We start from the raw sequence: 18,113 nt of genomic DNA, 5'->3' as shown, positions 1-18,113 counted from the left end.
GGGGAACGCGGACGCGTTCCCCGCGCGTCACGTCGCCGGAAATCCCGAGCGCCCTTGCGTCAGGTCGAACAGCTCGGTTCTTGCCGCGGCTTCGGCGTTTTCCGGCAGCTTGATCGCGAGCTTCACCGTCATCCCGTATGCGCTGTCCACGAGCGCGTACCCGGCCTGTTCGATCCAGCGGCGCACGCGTGCCTCGTCCGGGTAGCCGATCTCGATCGCGAGCCGCGTGTAGCGGACACGTTCGACGCGCTCGGCGTCGAGCAGCGCCGATGCGATCGCATCCGTATAGGCCCGCACCAGCCCGCCCGCGCCGAGCTTCACGCCGCCGTAGTAGCGCACGACCGCACCGAGCACGCCGTCGAGATCGTGATGGCGCAGCACTTCGAGGATCGGCCGGCCCGCGGTGCCCGACGGCTCGCCGTCATCCGACATGCCCGACTGCCCACCCGCCAGCAACGCCCAGCATACGTGGGTGGCCGCAGGATGCTCATCGCGCAGGCGCTGCAGCGCGTGCATCGCGGCGTCACGATCGTCGACGGGGATCGCGAACCCGATGAAGCGGCTCTTGCGGATCTCGAGTTCGCGGATGCAGGTGGTGGCGAGCGAGTAACTCATGCGTCGCGAGATGAAAGGTGTAGGGAAATCAAGATGATGACGGCCTGGCGATGCGTTTGATATCGACCCGCGCAGGCATCGGGCGGCGGCACGAGCGGGCGGGATGAAACACGAATTTTACCGTGGCGCGCATCGACGCCTTTCGAAGCCGTCAAAACGCGACGCCGATGCGAATGGTCAGGCGCGGGCAAGCGCACCGGCTTTGCCACGGGACTCGACGTTCCGGATTCGAAGGCAGGCACACCGGATCACGGTTGCCTTGACGTCGTGGCGCCGGCGCCGATCTGGAGTGCATACAGCTCGGCAACGTCGACCGCCTGACGGCTGCTGCGTTCGACCGATCCTTCTTTCGTCCACAGGAATGGATGGAAGCTGAAGCATTGCTCCGTCGTCAGGCGCTGGACGTCGGCCTGCCAGCCGGGCCAGCGCATGCTCGCGTAGAAGTCGCTCAGCGTGTCGCCGAGCGACCATCGCACGAAGTCGCCGTACCCGATCCCGAGGGGCTCCCATTCCAGCGTGTCGGGTGCAAAGTAGTACACGGAACCCGTGTCGTCCCCGAGTGCGCCGCCGTTCAAGGCGAAGAATCCGCCGACGGCATCATCCGCGACCAACAGAAAGCCGGAGGAGCGTCCCTGATTCCAGCCGACGATGTCCCGAGGCAACGCGTGATGGCCCGAGCCGAGCAGACGAAGGTAGCCGCCGTCCACGAGCAGGCCGCCGGTCGAATAGGCGATGGCCCCCAGGAGCGATCGCGTGGTGACCTGAAGGGTGGACAGGATTTCGCCATTCCGTCCCGATGGCGGCAATATCTCGCAACGATCAGGCGCTGCCGCCGACCACTCGATCAATGACGGCAGGGCGGATTCACGCTCGTTGACCAGTTCGTCCAGCGGACGCATGTGTCTTCTCTCTAGGTGGTTCGGTTCGGCATGGGCCGAGCCGGGACGATACGGCTTGCACCGGCTCGTGCGGCATCAACGCGCCCCGACCGACGCGCGCAGTGCCGCGCCCAGCGTGCGCAGCGCCTGCCGGGCTCGCGCATCGGTCAGGCTCGAGTGGAGCACCACGTCGCGCGTCGGCAACGGCGGCAGCCCGTAGCGCGCACCGACGTCGACCGTGCCGGCGGGCGCCACGCGATGCCCGAGCGCCGCGACGGCCAGCCCCGCGGACACCGCCGCACCGATCGTCGCGACGCCGCCGCCGACGAACACCTCCGTCCAGCCGACACCGGCCTGGTCGAGCGCGCCGATCGCCATGCGGCGCACGCTGCAGGGCTCGGCTTGCGTGGCCAGCCGCAGCGGTTGCGGCGGATGGTACTCGAAATCCGCCGCGGCCATCCAGCCGAACGACTCCGACAGGATGGTTTCGCCGTCGAGCCGCCGGCTGTCGTGCTGCAGCGCGACGGCCGCGTCGAGCTGGCCGCGGTCGAATGCATCGAGCACGTCGCGCGACGCGGCGACGCGGATCTCCAGCACGAGCGTCGGCTCCGCTTCGCTCATGCGCCGCAGCAGCATCGGGAGATCGGCGCCGACGACATGGTGGCTGACGCCGATCACCAGCCGCCGCCGGCCGGTGCCGAACGCGCCGATCGCACCGTGGTGGGCGGCCACCAGTTCGCGCGCCGGTTCCAGGAATGCGGTGCCGTCGGCCGACAGGCGAACCTGCCGCGGTGTGCGTTCCAGCAGGCGGCGGCCGAGGCCGCTTTCGAGCCGCTTGATCTTCAGGCTCACCGCGGACTGCGTCGTGTCCATCGCCTCGGCGGCCCGCGTGAAGCTCTTGAGGTCGGCGGTCAGCACGAACGCCTGCACGGCTTCGATGTCGAGCGTTTTCATCGCACTCTCATCCATTGAGAAATCGAATCATTGAAATATTCTGCCATCGTATTTTCAAATGATTCAAGGTCTTCTACGCTGTTCTCGAGCCATTCGGAATCTCCGTTTCCCTTCAGGAGTCGATCATGCTGACCGCGTACTACGTGCACCGCCTGCCGGCGGACTACGACCTCGACATCATCCGCCATCGCGTGCGCGAGCGCGGCAGGCTCTGGGACGACACGCCGGACCTGGTGTTCAAGGGGTTCCTGCTGCGCGAGGCGGGGCGCTACGGTGCGACGGAAAACGGCTATGCGTCGTTCTATCTGTGGCGTAACGAGCAGGCGTTCGCCGGGTTCGTCACGGGCGGCCGCTACCGGGTCGTGACGGACAGCTTCGGCCGCGCGCCGATCGACGTGCAGGTCGCGCTCGATGCGCGCAAGGGCAGTGCGTCGACGGGGCGCTTCGTTCGTCTGGAAGCCGTCGACATTCCGGCGGATGCCGACCTCGAGGCGACGCTGGCGCGGGAGGTGACGCGCAATCGCGAAGTGGCGGCGCGGCAGGGTGTGGTGGCGGCCGCGGTCAGCCTGGACTCGCTACGCTGGCGGCTGACGCGTGCCCTCGTCACCGAACACGAGCCGGACGGCGGCGGCGCAGGCACGGTGTATCAGGTGCTGCATCTGGCCAGGCCGTTGCTCGATACGCTGGAAGGGAGCGGAGCATGACGACGGGTGTCGCGTCGCGATCGCGGGCCGGGCCGTCGGGTGGGGCGAGCGGCCCGGCGTCCGTGCGATTGCCGGCCGGCCTCGTGGTCGCCGCGCATCTGGCCGGGATCGCGGCGGGGATCGCCGCGATTGCCGCGCTCGCGACGCTGCTGGCGCTACTGTTCCGGTGAGGATCGCCGGGGCGGACGGCGGAAGACGGAAGAGCCGGGCACGACACGCGCGGCTCTTCCGCTGGGTGGGTGCCGCTCAGTGCGCCTGCAACCGGATATCCCGCGACGACGCGCCGACGTACACGGTCCCGCCCGGCACGAACCGCCAGCCGTTACGCGACGTATCCCACACGCTCTGCATGCGCGGCGACACGGTCACGCGGACACGCCGCGCCTCGCCCGGATTCAGCCGGATCTTCTCCCAGCCGACCAGCCGCTTCGGCGGTTCGTCCTTGTACGGCACGCCGAGATAGACCTGCGGGATCTCCGCACCGGCGACGCGCCCGTCGTTGCGTACCGTGAACGCGACGCTCAGCGACCCGTCCCACTGCTTCGACACCGACAGCCCCGAATACGCGAAGTGCGTGTACGACAGCCCGTAGCCGAACTCGAACATCGGCTTGATGTTGCGCGCGTCATACCAGCGATAGCCCATGTTCAGCTTTTCCGCGTAGACCGGGTCGTTGTCGAACGTGCCGTTTTGCCCCCAGGCCGGCGAATCCTGATCGCGCGCGGGGAAGGTGACGGGCAGTTTGCCGGACGGATTGACCGCGCCGAACAGCACGTTCGCGATCGCCTTGCCGCCGGCTTCACCCGGATACCATGCCTCGACGATCGCCGACACGTTGTCCTTCCACGGCATCAGCACCGGATTGCCGCTCTGGACGACGACGATCGTATGCGGATTCGCGCGCGCGACGGCTTCGACGAGCGCGTCCTGGTTCGACGGGTTCGCGAGGCTCAGGCTCTGCAGGTCGCCGAAATCCTCGCCGGCCGGCTGGGCCACCACGACGATCGCGACGTCCGAGCGGCCCGCGAGCGCCGCGGCCTGGTCGATTTCCTGTTGCGTATACGCACGGAACGGCGACTGCTGGTCGCTGTTGCCCGCATACGTGACCTGCGCGGCCGGCGCAAGCGCGCGGATCGCCGCGACGATCGGCACGTCGACCTTCAGCCACGGATTGCGCCACCAGCTGCACCCGGTCGACGCGCCGAACGTCAGGCCGCCGCAACCCGCGAACGACCCCGACACCGGGTCGCGCGTGTTGCCCGAGCCGCCGCCGGACAGCACGGCCGCGTCCGCATGGCCGCCGATCACGGCAATGCGCGACAGCGCCGATGCCGCCAGCGGCAACTGATTGCCGTCGTTCTTCAGCAGCACGATCGACTGCTCGGACGCGGCCTGCGCGAACCGGTTCGCGGCCGCGAAATCGATCGTGCCGCCGCCCGTGGCCGGATCGTCCATCACGCCGACGCGGATCATCACGGCGAGCTTGCGCCGCACCATGTCGTCGATTCGTGCGGTCGACACCGAGCCGTTCGCGATCGCCTGCTTGACGGCCGTCGGCGTCAGGTACACGCTCGGCCCGACGTCTTCTTCCTCGTCGAGCCCGGCGTTGATCGCGGCGGCCGTGCTGTGCGTGGCGCCCCAGTCGGATTGCACCTGGCCCTGGAAGCCCCATTCGTTCTTCAGCACGTCGTTCAGCAGGTGAGGGTTTTCGCACGCGTATGCGCCGTTCAGCCGGTTGTAGCTGCACATCACGCTGCCGGGGCGACCGCGCTTCGCGGCGATCTCGAACGGCAGCAGGTAAAGCTCGCGCAGCGTGCGTTCGTCGATCTGCGTGTTGCCGCCCATCCGGCCGTGCTCCTGCTCGTTGCCCGCGTAGTGCTTGATCGTGGCGATGACCTTTTGCCGCTGCGTGGCGAGCGTGCGTTCGGCGAGCAGGTCGCCCGCGAGCAACGGATCTTCGCCGAGATACTCGAACAGCCGGCCACCGCGCGGCTCGCGCGCGAGATTGGTGCCGCCGCCGAGGCCCATGCCGAATCCTTGCGCGCGCAACTGGATCGCGACCTGCTTGCCGTAGTCGTACGACAGCCGGCGATCCCAGCTCGAGGCGACGGCGATCGTCGCGGGGAACGTCGTGCTGGCCTGCGACGTGCTGCCGGAGCCGGTCGCCGAGTCGACCATGTTGAGATCGGGAATGCCGAGCCGCGGCACGCCCTGGATATAGCCGGCGCCGCCGCCCGGCACCTTGGACATTTCGTATTGCGAATGGATGAACTGGAGTTTCTCGTCGAGTGTCATCTTGCGCACGAGCAGGTCGGCGCGCCGTTGCGCGGCGGCCGACGCGAACGCATCGGTCGCATCGCCTTGTGCGTTGAAGTCGGCGTCGCCTGCGTAGGCGGTGGTGCAGAGGGTCGCTGCCAGCACGACGGCCGGCCAGAGTGTGTCCCGCATGTTGCTCTCCTGATCGTATTGCCGATTGTTCGGATGATGTCTGGAGCTGCGCTCGTCCGGTGGATTCGCACCGGACGCATTCGGCTGGCGATGCAGGGTGGTTGCGCGTCGGCATGCCAGGCCGGGCGGGGAATCGTTACGGCCGGTTGGGCTCGACCGGTCAACGCGGGCGGCGACGCGCAGGCCGCCCGGCACTGCCGTATCGGATGTAGCGATTCTCTGCAGCGACTAATGGTATGAATGTAGTTTGACTACAGCATCGGTGTTTCTACCGATATGTACGATCTTTATCGCGTAGTCGCGCAGGGTGGGTTGGAAAGGCGGTCATCGTTCCCGATGGTGGGGGTGTGGTCGGGTAAGAAGTACCTGTGTGCTGGTGCTATTGCGAGACTAGTTGTCCGGTTCGTTGCGTGCACATCTAACGGGATCGACATTGACATGTCATCGAATACGACGCGGTTGACCGGATGTTCGAAACGTACTTTTCATATGGCGATGGCGGTATCGCTCAATCACTTGGGTCATTTCACGCACTGTTTGCCGGTGAATCTGTTTATAGTCTTGCGCGGGTGCGTACGCTCGATCGAACTCGCACATCTCTTTTCGGTAATCAATATACCGGGCATCGAATCCGAAGGTGCGGCAGGAGTTGATTTCCGCTAAGTTCGACAATCACACGTGCAGGATCGATATGGCATTCCAGCTTCAGGATCGGGTTCAGGAAACGACCACTTCTACCGGTACGGGGGCACTGTCCCTGGCCGGTGCAATGACGGGATTCCGCGCATTTTCGTCCGTGTGCGCCAATGCCGATACTTTCTATTACGGGCTGCAAGCCGTCACGGGGGCCGGCGTTCCGAGCGGGAACTGGGAGATCGGAATCGGCACATACAACGCCAGCGGGAACACGCTAGCGCGTACCACCGTGCTGGCGTCGAGCAATGGCGGTGCGGTCGTGAATCTGGCTGCGGGTACCACACAGGTATGGATGGATTTACCTGCGGCGCTTCCGGCCAATTTGCCGGTTAGCGCCAAATATTTTGGTGCAAAGGGAAACACCCGGATCGTCAACGACGGCGTCACGACATCGGGATCAACATCGTTTTCGTCGGCCTCGGCGGTATTCACGGCGGCGGACGTCGGCAAGCGTATCGACATCGCGACAACGAACGCCAGTGGCGTTGCAACGCTGGTCGTTTCCACCACGATTGCGGCGTTCGTCAGCGCAACGCAGATCACGCTCGCGAAAGCGGCCAATGCGTCGGCGACCGGGGCGAACGTGGTCTACGGCACCGACGACGGCCCGGCCCTGACAGCCTGGCTGAATTACCTGATGACTATCTGGCCGGTCAAAGGCGACCTGCCTGCCGGGGTCTACTATTCGAGCCTCGTGCTTCCGCCGATCACCAAGCCGATAGCCGTGTTCGGGCATTCGGCGCGCACCTCGATCATTCAGTTCGGAGCCGGCGTCAGCGGCCAATGCCTGACGGTATTGAACGCGGGCTTCAACAACGAAGCGACGGATTTGCCGCAGACCGGAAACGTGTCATGGACGTCGAACATGGCCGTGCTCGCCGGGTGTGTCCTGCGCGACTTTACCCTTCAGGGCAATCGCGCGTGCGCATCACTGCAACATGGCCTGGTGTTGCAGGGCAACGTGGACTGGCTCGATGTCGCTCACGTGAACTGTCTGTATTTCCGCGGCGCCGGCGTGCTGTGGATGGACACCGGAAGCGGATCGACGCAAGCACGCGCCAACGTGCGCGAGATCAATCTGAACACGATGAAGATCAGGCACTGCGGCGACCTGTCGACGAATACGCCGAGTTTCGGGGTCTACCTTGACGACAGCCCGGCTGCCACTATGTCCGACTCGTCGAACCTGTTCAACCTGAACAATATCGACATCATCTTCAGCTATGGCACCGCGCTTGCCGTGCAGGATCGGCGCACGTCGAATACCGGCTTCCCGCTGTACGGAATTCAAGCGAGAAACATCGTGCTGCACGACCGGATGACGACGATGGGACTGAGCGGCGGCCGGATGTTTAGCGTCATCGGACAGGTCACAAACTGCCTTTTCGACATCAACGTCCCGCTGAGCGCACGTAATGATTACGCAGCGGAGATTCTGCCGAACCCGAATTTCAATGTTTATCCCACGGACAATGAATTTACCTTCGCATTCCCGAAGACGGTGAAGGGGGTGACGATCGGGAATATCGGCTACAACACGATCAGGTTCAGGAATTATTTCGGATGTGCCGAGGCGGTGTTCATTTCCACCGAGAGCCCGTACAACCTGCGAATCGATTGCGAGACCGACAGTGTGTTTCAGCAGGTCGCATCCGCCCTGATGCTGACGGGGACGGGCGCCGTCGCGATCCCGGGCTGGTCGTTCGGTACGACACCGAACCTGTCGATCTTCATGCCGGTCAACGCAGTCAACGGGACCGGCGATACGACGCTGGCGACCATTTTCGGCATCACGGGCACGATCACGCGTTCGGGAAGCGTCACGGCCGGGACCGACACCTATACGTTTACGCCGTCTTCATCCAGTACCGCGTACATTCCTGCCGGTGAATACTTCTCGAAGATCTGCGTCGACGCTTCGCAAGGCAACGGTGTCGCCGGGCGCTACAAATATATTCCGGAAGACCGCTACGGACGCGCTGTCAACAGCGCATGGGCCAGCGGGCGCCTGCTGCAAATGTGGCCGTGGCAATTTCACATCGAGAATGCAACCGGGCTCGTTCGTTACAGCTACGGCGTGCCGACGGCCGACAGCGCGGGTAACGCGATGGCGGTATGGTCCAACGGCTTCGTCGGCACAAGTTCGACGCCCGGGGTGACCGGTATCAGCAAACTGACGGCGAACTACGCGTCGCCCACGACGCTGACCAACCTGATCGGGGGCATCGACGGCCAGTCGGTGAAGATCGTTGCGACCAACGGCAATTGCACGATCGCGAACAACGCGAACATCCAGACGACAACCGGCGGCAATGTCGTCATGGCGAACGGCCAGGTCCTGACTTTTACGTTCGACGCAACACTGAACAAGTGGTGTGGCGGTTAGCAAGCCGCGGTCACGATCGCTTTTCAGGGTGTGGCACCATTTCCGTATGAAGTTTGGCGTTCGGTGGGGTTGCTCACATACGCGCCGGGCTGGACGGTGTCCAATCGTGTGTCGCCGCGGGAGCGGCCGCGCCGGAGCACGACCGTGACGGCAGGTAGCGCGGGGCGCTAGCCGACTGTATATCGTGCCGCTCACGCGAGGCCGCGGCGTATCCCCCCCGGATAAATGAAACAGCGTGCGTCACCGGACGGTGTCTTTCCGGTTCGCACGCTGGCTTGCCGAGGCCGACAAGCGGAATTACTTGGTGATGAGCGCGCCGGTCAAACCCGCACTGATTGCCGGCAGCAATAGATTCAGCACGCGGCTGGCCCGGACGAGCCCGGTATTGTCGACATAGACGATGTCCTTCGACGCCAGCGGGAACTGATTCGCCAGCAGCATCGAAACCGGTGACTTCATGTCGAGTCGATAGACTACGGGATCGCTGTCGTCGGCCTTGCGCAACACGAAAACCTGTTTGGCATTCGACGTCTGCTGGTTGAGTTGGCCGGCCTGTGCAAGTGCTTCGTTCAGCGTGAGCGAACCGTCACGTTGCGGCGGCACGGCCAGCGGCTTGTTGACTTCACCCATCACGTAGATCGGATTGTCTTCGCGCGCGCTCACATGCAGCAGGTCGCCCGGCTGCAGCATGATGGCGGCGGGGTTCTTGCCCGTTTGCATCATCCGCGCGACATTCACCGGATACGTCGTCCCATTGCGCGTGATCGTGACGCGACTCTGGTCCGCTGTCGGTGCAAAGCCACCGGCGCGATTGACTGCTTCGACCAAAGTCATCGGAATGTCGTTGATCGCCTGCGAACCGGGTGCTCGCACTTCACCGTCTACATACACCTGCTCGGCACGGAACGATGCCACGCGAACGGTAACTTGCGGCTTGATAAACACCTTCTTGAGTTCGGCAGTGACTTCCCGCTGGATCTGCACCGCGTTTTTTCCGGCGGCGTGGATCGGTCGCGTCATGTATGGAAACTGCACGTTGCCGTCGCTATCGATGACGAAACCGGGCGCCGCGTCCGAGGACTTCGTGTTCGGCGTCGGCTGGCCGGCAGCGGTGGCGAATTCCGGGTGATCCCATACCGTGATTTGCAACACGTCTCCCGGACCGAGCCTGTAGCCGCTTGGCCTGCCGAGCAGATTGTCGGGAATGGGCGACGCGGTGCGGTTCTTCTGCTCCGCGCGAATGAGCGTGATCAGCGTCAGATCGATCTGCTTGACCGGCACCTTCATGTCGCTGGTCACGTCACCGTTGTCGTCAGTCGTGACCGGCAATGCAGGGGACGACGCCATGTGCTGTCCGGGCGCATATGCACAAGCGGAAAGCATGGCGGAAATCGCCAGGCAAAGCGCCGCGCGCGTTCGGCGCCCTGTCGGGTCGTTCTTGTTCGGCACCGATGTGCCGAATCGTTCGTGGCTGCTCATGTCGTCATTCAGCATGGTTAAACAAAAAGCCTTGTCATCGATACATTGACGTATTGCGACGAAGACGTTTTTCGGCAGGTGACGGGGGCTCATGAACCTGAGTTCGACCGAAGACCCCACTTGTTTCCTCGCTCGCTTGCCGTTCCAGTCGACCGACTATCAAACGCCTCGACCTCATCGCATGCTGCCGGGCGTACCGGCCGATCCGGGATGGGTTCCCGCATGGGCCATGTTGGACGAACCACGGAAAAAGGATGTGCGTTAGTTCACCCAGCCGTGGATAGCAGGCCGGATTGGTCGCTCGCGAGCAGTCGTTGATTCGTCATTTATTTGTGCGGTTGGGGTAGGTCGAAAACAGGGGGGGGCATTGCGGTCGGGCGCGTTCAAGTAGGCTGGGCCACATTTCTCGAATCGCCCCCCGACGTGGCGCGAGAGGGTCGGCGACCCGGTGATTCGCTTACTCGGGGCCGCTTAATGTAAGGCATCGCACTCAGAAAACCGCGCATTTATCGCATAGTGATCCGGACCAGCAAGGTCACTTGTTTTCTGTTCAACGAATTCGACGGTGCGTTCTCGCGTGCAGGTGGTCGGACTCAGGACAAGTGCCTCGCGTGATGTGCCGAAAAGAGTGGCCCGGAGCGAGTGGCGGGACATGCGTGATCAACAGCATGCACGGCGACAGTGAGCCCGTCAGGACGGCAATTTGGGAGCGTATGCATGACATTGGATAGGCCTTCATCGAAGCGATCTCGAGACGGATCGGGAAGTATTTCTCGAAACGGGGTTGACTTCACGCTGGTCCAGCTGCTGGAAAACGTGTTTGATCACTGGCGCGTTTTCCTGGCTGTTTTCCTGGGGTGTTTGCTGTTGGCGATCGTGTATGCCGTTGCGGCAACACCGATGTACTCCGTGGACACGTTGATACAGGTCGAGGAAAACAAGCACAGCGCGCTGGGTTCGCTCTCCGAAATTTCAAACGCGCTGGATATCCAGAACTCGGCCGTCGTCGGCGAGATCGATATCGCTCGCTCGCGCGCGGTTGTCACCCAGGCAATCGACGCTACCGTCGCGCAGGTAGATGTGTCGGTCAGGAATACGATTCCGCTCGTCGGCGGTTTACTCGGTTCGATCTTGTCGAAGGATCGCAATGGCCTCGTCGAGCCATTGTTAAATACGCCGTTTTGGGCGTGGGGCGGCGAGCGGATCGAATTCACGAAATTCGACGTTCCCGATGCGCAGATCGGCAAGAAACTGGAACTCGACTATCTCGAGGGTAATCGCTTCCTGTTGAAGAACAGCAATGGTCAAGAGGTGTTGGCGGGCCAAGTGGGCCAACCAACCGAGGCAAACGGGTATCGGGTGGAGGTATCGCGGATCGTGGCACGCGCCGGTACGGAATTTCGCGTGCGCCGCGTCGCCACGCCGGTGCGACTCGAGGCTGTCCTGAAGAAACTGAACGGGGCCGAAACGAAACGTCAGTCGGGCATCATGCAGCTGAGTTTCGAGGACCCTGACCCCGTGTATGCCGCGCGGTTGCTCAATGCCATTGCTGCCGCCTATCTGGACGCCAAGACAAAGCGGCGCTCGGAGGATGCCGAGCACAGTCTTGCGTTTCTCGACACGCAATTGCCGGTGGTCAAGAAGCGACTGGAGCAGGCTGAGCATGCGTTGAACGAGTTTCGCAATGCACAGGGATCGATCGATGCGCAAGGCGATGTGCAACTGCTGATCGACCAGTTGGCGCTCGTAGAAAAGTCGCGGCTCGAAGCCAAGCTCGAGTACCAGGATCTGGCGTCGAAATATGTCGCCGGACAACCTCAGCTTACTGCGGTAGCCAGCAAGCTGAAAACGCTGGATCAGCAGTCGGCGGAATTGAAAAGCAAGGTCGCGCGCTTGCCGTCGCAGCAGCAGACCTACTTGCGCCTATCGCGCGACGTCGAGGTCAACAATCAACTCTATATCGGCTTGATGAACAACGCGCAGCAGCTGCAAATTGCAAAAGCTGGCACCGTCGGTAACGCGTCCGTTATCGACAAGGCTGATGTCACCGACAAACCGGTTCAGCCGAAACGCTTGCTCGTCATCGTGCTGGGTGCTGCGATCGGTTTGATACTGGGCGTTGCTTCGGCACAAGGCTGTGCGTTGTTTTTCCAAAACGCCCGGAATCCGGAGCATTTAGAGGAGGTGGCCGGCGTCCCTGTGCTGGGTATTGTCCCGACCTCGTTACATCAGGTCGAGGCCGACCTGAACGACAGATCGGCGTTTATAGCGGCAAGGGAGTATCCCGATACGCCGCTGGCCGAAGCGTTGGACGATCTGGCGCTGTTGTTGCGTTACGCGACGACTGCTACGCAGGGTAAATCAAGGATCGTTCTGGTCACGTCTCCCGAGCCGGGTCAGGGCAGGTCGATGATCTCAGCCAATCTTGCGCATTTGTTCTCGCAAAGCGGTCTCAAAACACTGCTGGTGCGTGCCGATGCAGACGAATCGGGCGCTGATCGATACGTGTCCACGAAATACCCGGCAGGGATGTCGGATGTGTTGACTGGCTCGCGGGACCTCGGGAAGGCGATCTACCACGTCCGGGAAAATTTCGATGTACTGCCTGCAGGAAAACGTGTCGAGCCGTCGCGGCACCTGTTCGAAATGGAGCGGCTCGATCCTCTGATCACCGCATTGCGACGCGAATACGACGCGGTCGTCGTGGATGCGCCAGTGGCGCGCCCGGTCGCGAAGGTCGCGATGTTGTCGAGGCTGGCGGACGTTACGCTGATGGTGGCGCGGCAAGGTTCGGTCAGCTACGCCGGCGTGGCGGATGTGATCCGGAATTTGAACCGGGTTGGCGTGAAAGTGGATGGGCTGGTATTCAACGGCTTTCAGCCTTCACCATTGCGTCGGCGCCATTACGCGAACATCGAGCCGCATACGAAAGAAGCCAAGTCGCGAAACGCTCCAGGCGACGTCGTACCCGTTGCATTTCTGTTCAGGGCGTGGGAGCGGGTAAGAAAGGGACTGCTGAGAAACGTTGCCTGATATCGCATGCACCAGTCAATTCGCTGGTTCATGGCTGGATCGAGCGAGGGAGCCGGCAGTGCGCTTGCGGAAGGGGGGCGATCTTGCAGCGGGCAGGGCGCGCGCGGCTAGAACGGTGCGTCACCGGTGGAACGAATTTCAGGTTGCAGCATGATAGACAAAACTGCGCGAACAATACAAATCAACGGGGGGCCGATATCCGCAACCGGGGTGACGATATCGACGTTATTCGCGCTTGCGTTTTTGATCAATGCGATGATGCCGGCGCTCGGCGTGACGGAGTCGAGCGCCACGTGCACGTTGTTGCTGGCAACATCGGGACTTGTCGTCCTGGTCAAGTATCGTCCGGTGTTTGCAGTGTCGGTGCTCTATGTACTCGCGATCGGGCTGACTGCATTCCTTGCCGGTGTCGGACTGGAGAACGGTGGATACCTGAGGGAAACCGACATCTCGGGTGAGGCGACCGGCGCTTTCAGCCGGCTTCTTTCGTTCTATCTGATTTTTGTCTTATGTGCGCTCGTCGCATTCGACAGGTTCCTTGATGAGCGCCCGTCGTACAAGCCGATCAGGGCGCGGATTGCGTTGCAACCAATCAGTATGACGATGGGGTTTGCACTTGCGGCCGCGATCATCGTGACCGGTGTGCTGGCGGGGCTGACGTCGGGATTCTCGTTGTTTACCGGCATCAATAGGTATGCGTTGCGCAATGATGCGTCGAACGGCGCGATGTTCAATCTTTTCCTGAACAATCAAACCTTCATGGGTTTTTTGTTGGGCACCATTGCCACCAGTTCCAATAAACGCATCCGGTGGTTGGCGATCCTTACGATGGCGATCGACCTGGGCCTCAATGTGCTGCATGGCGAGCAATTCATGGCGGTGCTGCATATCGGCCTGTGTTCGCTGGCGCCGTTCATCGCGATTCATGCGATGAACGGTAAGCCGGTTGTCCGCTATCTGGGTATAGGTGCCGGGCTGGCGCTCTTGCTCGGCACCGTTTCCATCGTTTACGCCTACCGGGGGCAGGGGCTGGAAGTTGCGGATGTGATCTCGTCGCGCTTTCTGCTGCAGGGGCAGCCGTGGTACGTGGTGGACGGTGATGCGCGGATGTTCACGGCACCGGCACTCGGCGGCGCGGCTGCTTTTTGGCGTTTCGTGAACTCTCTCGCTTCCTGGACGATGCCAACCTTTTTCGACGATTCCGAACCGAGTGGTTTGCGCGACTTGATGATCTCGTATATGGAGCCACAGCTCCTCAAGGCCTACATCTTCGACGACGTCACGTTCACGATGGGAAACATGGCGGTACCCGTGTATTGGTTCGGCTATGTCGGGGGGGCAATTTTCGTCGCGATGACCGGCGTCGTATATGGTGCGCTGGCCGCGTTACAGATCCTGGTCACGATGCGTGGCGGGGTCGTGATGCTGTGGCTGATGGCGAAGGTCTTCTCGTATGCGACCTTCGCCGTTCAGCAGGGCGATTACTGGATGATGTTCGGCTCGCGCACGGCATTTTATGCGTTGGCCGCACTGGTTTGGTGGTACGTGATCGACAGGAGGCGTTCCGGCTCGAGTTGAATGCGGCATTCGCTTGGGCCGTTGCACCGAACGGTGCGATCTCGACGACCGGAATCATTTGGGCGGACGCCGCAGGCATGGGTGTCGCGTTGCGATCGAGATACTTGGGTTTTCACTATTTCAGCCATGTCCCACTCGAACGATTCGAAGCGCTTTCACCATGTCGATGCGATGCGCGCGGTTGCCGTGATACTCGTCATATGGACACACTATGCCGAGCGATTTGCTCCGCTGGCAGGATCGCAATACATGCTCGACACGCTTCAACGCTCCATGAATTTCGGGCGTGTGGGTGTGGTCGTGTTTTTCGCGATCAGCGGCATGCTGATTCCCTCCAGCCTGCACGGAGAGATTGGTGCGGGAACGAAGCGGTTCCTCGTTCGAAGGTTCTTCCGGTTATACCCGGCATACTGGTTGGCGCTTCCTTTGGGATATTTTGTTCATTGGTATCTGTTTGATAAAAAAATGGATATCGATGGGATCGTGGCAAACGTGACCATGATGCCCGCCGCATTCGGAGAAAGCCTGATCTTGCCGCATGGCTGGACGCTCGAGACGGAATTGTATTTTTACGGGCTCTGCCTAATCTTGTTCTGGGGCGGCGTACTTCACCGGATGTTCTGCCTATGTGTTGTCAGCATCGGATTGACCGGGCTGTTCGTGACGATCGTCGAGTTGAAACTCGCCCCGGCCGGTATGCCCAGCGAATACAAGACCATGCCGTACCATCTCGGTATCATGTTTTGGGGTGCCTGCTTTCGGCAGGCATACGACACGCCCCTCAAATTGCTGCGCGTTCGATGGCCAGGGCATGGTGCACCGGGTCGAATGGCGCTCACTTACCGGTCGGCGGTAGGTTGCCTGACGGCGGTGATTGCAAGTGTCGCGCTGATGGGGGCGCTCAGCGATTGGCGACATAACAACATGGAACACTTTCCGACTTCGCTTGCTTACTTCATCGGCATCGCGATATTCGTCGCATTGGCGACTGTTCTGAAGCTCCGCATTCGCCTGCTTTCATGGCTGGGCGAGATCAGTTACTCGATCTATTTGCTGCATAGCCTCCCGTTGTTTGCAATGTTCTGGTTGTGCCAGCGTTTCCACGTCACCGGATGGCCGCTTGGTCTCTACATGATCGTACCGGTCCTGCCTTTGATTCCATTGTCATGGGCCGGCTATCGTTTGTGCGAGGCTCCGTTCGTGGAGTTTGCGCGTACGCTCACCGCGCGGCGCAGCAGTCGTCTGTTTGCCTCTGGCGACGCTGACGGCTGATCCGTACGGATCGGTCCGGGCGACATTCGGGCCGATTGAAAAAGAGAAACGCGGATGGTTCTCGGGATCGAGAAGCGGCCGCCCGATATCTTCCGGGGGATGCTGGATTGCGGCATGAAACGGATATCGGTCGGCACCGCACGATTGAAGTCCATATAGCGGATTTCGTTAGAGTTTATTAAAACAAGGATAAGACCATGACACCTGTCCAGTTTGATGGATGCGTCGGCTGGCTTCACGAGGGCAATCGAACACACGGCATCGTCATCTGCGAGCCGCTCGGTCACGAAGCACTTTGGCTTCACAAGCTCGTGCGTTCACTCGCCGAGCATCTTTCTGACCGTGGCTTCCCGGTGCTGCGCTTTCATTATCCGGCGAGTGGCGATTCGCTAGGCGACGAAAGCGATCCTGATCGCTTCGGGAAAATGCTCGGGAGCGTTCAGTCCGCGGTCCAGGCATTGCGAGAGCGCATCACGGTGGACCATCTGACGCTCGTCGGGGTACGTGCCGGCGCGGCAGTGGCGCTCCTCGCCGCGGACGGCATCCCCGGGCTAACCCGTTTCATCGCGCTCGCGCCCGTCGTGCGCGGTCGCGGCTACCTGCGCGAGCTCTCTGTCGTCGCGCAACACTGGCTCGACAATGCTCCGCCGACCGTGAGATGCGCGGTTCGCGACGAGAAACCCCTGAACATACTCGGACACCTGTACCCAGATGATCTGGTCGAGGCGCTGCGGCGTATCGACCTGCGCCAGATTGCCGGTCAATTGAGCACATTGCCGGCGCGCGCATTGCTGGTCGATGCACCGTACGGCGACAGCGCGACGCTTTCGGACGCGTTGCAGGCGCGGGGTGTCGAGGTAAAGGTTCATGCATGCACCGACTGGGCGGACGCAATGCGAGAGCCGCTCTGGTCGCGGCTTCCGGAGGCATTGCTCGACACGGTTGCGGACTGGCTCGACGACGATCCGGATCCGATCGTTCGCGCGTGCGCGCAATGCACCGACGCCGGCGTGGTACTGAAGGGAAAAGAAAGTATCGAACGAATCGTTCGCGTGGGTCCGCAGCAGATGGTCGGGGTGCTGTGCGAGCCGGCCGAAGGCATCATGCGTGCCGCCGCACCCACTCTCCTGATAACGAATACGGCCGCCAATCCACGCATCGCGGATGGACGCCTCGCGGTTCGACTCGCCCGGTCGCTTGCCGCGCAGGGTATCTGCAGTCTGCGGATTGATGCCAGCGGAATCGGTGACAGTGGCGCGCGCGCACGTGACAATCAGCAGGACATCCCGTATTCGGATCAGGTAATCACCGATATGGTTTCAGCTGCAGACTGGCTGAAAGAGCACGGGCATTACAAGGTTGTTTCGTTCGGGATTTGCTCCGGTGCGTATACGTCGCTTCATGCCGCGTCGAACGGCCAGTTTGCCGGCGCGATCGCAGTCAATCTCCAGGTCTTCGTGTGGCCGCGCGGAGAGACGCTCACGAATGTGATCAAGAATCAGACGAATTCGATGCGAGGCTATCTAGCGTCGCTGCGCAGCGCTGGAAAGTGGCGCCGTCTGCTGCGCAGTGGTCGTGATTTGCGTCCGGTACTGCGCGGATTGTCGCGCTTCCTCGTCGATTTCATGTCGGTGCCGATCATGCGTATCGCAGAGCGGGTCGGGAGATACCCCGGCAAGGATACGCCGCGAGGATTGCTGCGCGACATGTCGGCGCGTGGCATTCGCACCCATCTTGTCTACGGCATGCTCGATCCGGGCGTCGATACACTGGTACGGCATTTCGGTCCCGCGTCGCGAGCGTTCGCTCATTTGCCGAACATATCGGTCGATCTGCAGGAATCCGTCGATCATTCATTGCACGGCACCGCCGCCGCGCAATATGTCATCGATAGGTGTACTGCACTGCTTGCATGTTGGCGGGCGCCGGTGGAGCTAGCGGTGCCGGAGAAAACGAAACACGTGACTGTGTCGCACTCGCGCAAACGGCACACCGAGTCGACGCTCTAGTTGTGAAGCTTCAATGGGTTGTATCGATGGTTCATCCGGACTGAGTCCGGGCGACTGGAAG

At 61.9% G+C, this 18,113-nt stretch carries 12 protein-coding genes; 7 read left to right on the top strand and 5 right to left on the bottom strand.

The window, feature by feature from the left end; translation table 11 throughout:
- Positions 1-27 precede the first annotated feature (27 nt).
- The 3 genes from E9536_RS01365 to E9536_RS01355 form a co-directional block, all read right to left on the bottom strand.
- Positions 28-615, bottom strand: coding sequence for a YigZ family protein (locus tag E9536_RS01365; RefSeq protein ID WP_060085147.1), 588 nt, complete (start codon positions 613-615; stop codon positions 28-30).
- A gap of 248 nt (positions 616-863) precedes the next feature.
- Entirely contained in the window at positions 864-1,514 is a 651-nt protein-coding gene (locus tag E9536_RS01360) for a DUF2625 family protein (protein ID WP_136469130.1), read from the bottom strand.
- A gap of 75 nt (positions 1,515-1,589) precedes the next feature.
- Positions 1,590-2,447, bottom strand: a complete 858-nt coding sequence (locus E9536_RS01355) for a LysR family transcriptional regulator (RefSeq protein WP_027791394.1) — start codon at positions 2,445-2,447, stop codon at positions 1,590-1,592.
- A 125-nt stretch (positions 2,448-2,572) separates the two neighbouring features.
- Between E9536_RS01355 and E9536_RS01350 the strand changes: the two genes are divergently transcribed.
- A complete protein-coding gene (locus E9536_RS01350) occupies positions 2,573-3,151 on the top strand; it encodes a DUF4865 family protein (RefSeq protein WP_027791395.1) in 579 nt (192 codons plus the stop codon).
- Positions 3,148-3,321: a hypothetical protein gene (locus tag E9536_RS41260; protein WP_162923081.1), complete on the top strand. Its 174-nt coding sequence runs from the start codon at positions 3,148-3,150 to the stop codon at positions 3,319-3,321. Before E9536_RS01350 ends, E9536_RS41260 begins: the two co-directional genes overlap by 4 nt.
- Positions 3,322-3,397: 76 nt before the next feature.
- Here E9536_RS41260 and E9536_RS01345 read toward each other — a convergent pair whose 3' ends face one another.
- Entirely contained in the window at positions 3,398-5,599 is a 2,202-nt protein-coding gene (locus E9536_RS01345) for a glycoside hydrolase family 3 C-terminal domain-containing protein (protein WP_136469129.1), read from the bottom strand.
- Positions 5,600-6,290: 691 nt separating this feature from the next.
- On the opposite strand from E9536_RS01345, the gene E9536_RS01340 reads away from it, so the two are divergent.
- Positions 6,291-8,681, top strand: coding sequence for a hypothetical protein (locus E9536_RS01340; protein ID WP_059696356.1), 2,391 nt, complete (start codon positions 6,291-6,293; stop codon positions 8,679-8,681).
- A 297-nt stretch (positions 8,682-8,978) separates the two neighbouring features.
- On the opposite strand, the gene E9536_RS01335 is transcribed toward E9536_RS01340, so the two are convergent.
- On the bottom strand, positions 8,979-10,160 hold the full coding sequence (locus E9536_RS01335; RefSeq protein ID WP_124544750.1) for a polysaccharide biosynthesis/export family protein: 1,182 nt from the start codon (positions 10,158-10,160) through the stop codon (positions 8,979-8,981).
- 717 nt (positions 10,161-10,877) lie between these two features.
- On the opposite strand from E9536_RS01335, the gene E9536_RS01330 reads away from it, so the two are divergent.
- From E9536_RS01330 to E9536_RS01315, 4 genes are all read left to right on the top strand, one after another.
- A complete protein-coding gene (locus tag E9536_RS01330) occupies positions 10,878-13,193 on the top strand; it encodes a GNVR domain-containing protein (RefSeq protein ID WP_059683276.1) in 2,316 nt (771 codons plus the stop codon).
- 150 nt (positions 13,194-13,343) lie between these two features.
- Complete coding sequence (locus E9536_RS01325) at positions 13,344-14,771, top strand: DUF6418 domain-containing protein (RefSeq protein ID WP_059696351.1); 1,428 nt, start codon at positions 13,344-13,346, stop codon at positions 14,769-14,771.
- A gap of 126 nt (positions 14,772-14,897) precedes the next feature.
- On the top strand, positions 14,898-16,043 hold the full coding sequence (locus E9536_RS01320; protein WP_136469128.1) for an acyltransferase: 1,146 nt from the start codon (positions 14,898-14,900) through the stop codon (positions 16,041-16,043).
- Between the two features lie 197 nt (positions 16,044-16,240).
- The gene (locus tag E9536_RS01315; RefSeq protein ID WP_136469127.1) at positions 16,241-18,052 is read left to right on the top strand and encodes an alpha/beta hydrolase; all 1,812 of its coding nucleotides are present in this window, start codon (positions 16,241-16,243) and stop codon (positions 18,050-18,052) included.
- Positions 18,053-18,113 lie beyond the last annotated feature (61 nt).

The sequence above is a fragment of the Burkholderia sp. LS-044 genome (genome assembly GCF_004803625.1).
Classification (GTDB): domain Bacteria; phylum Pseudomonadota; class Gammaproteobacteria; order Burkholderiales; family Burkholderiaceae; genus Burkholderia; species Burkholderia cepacia.
The sequence above is the reverse complement of the archived record's forward strand: the minus strand, read 5'-3'. Positions and strand labels throughout refer to the sequence as shown.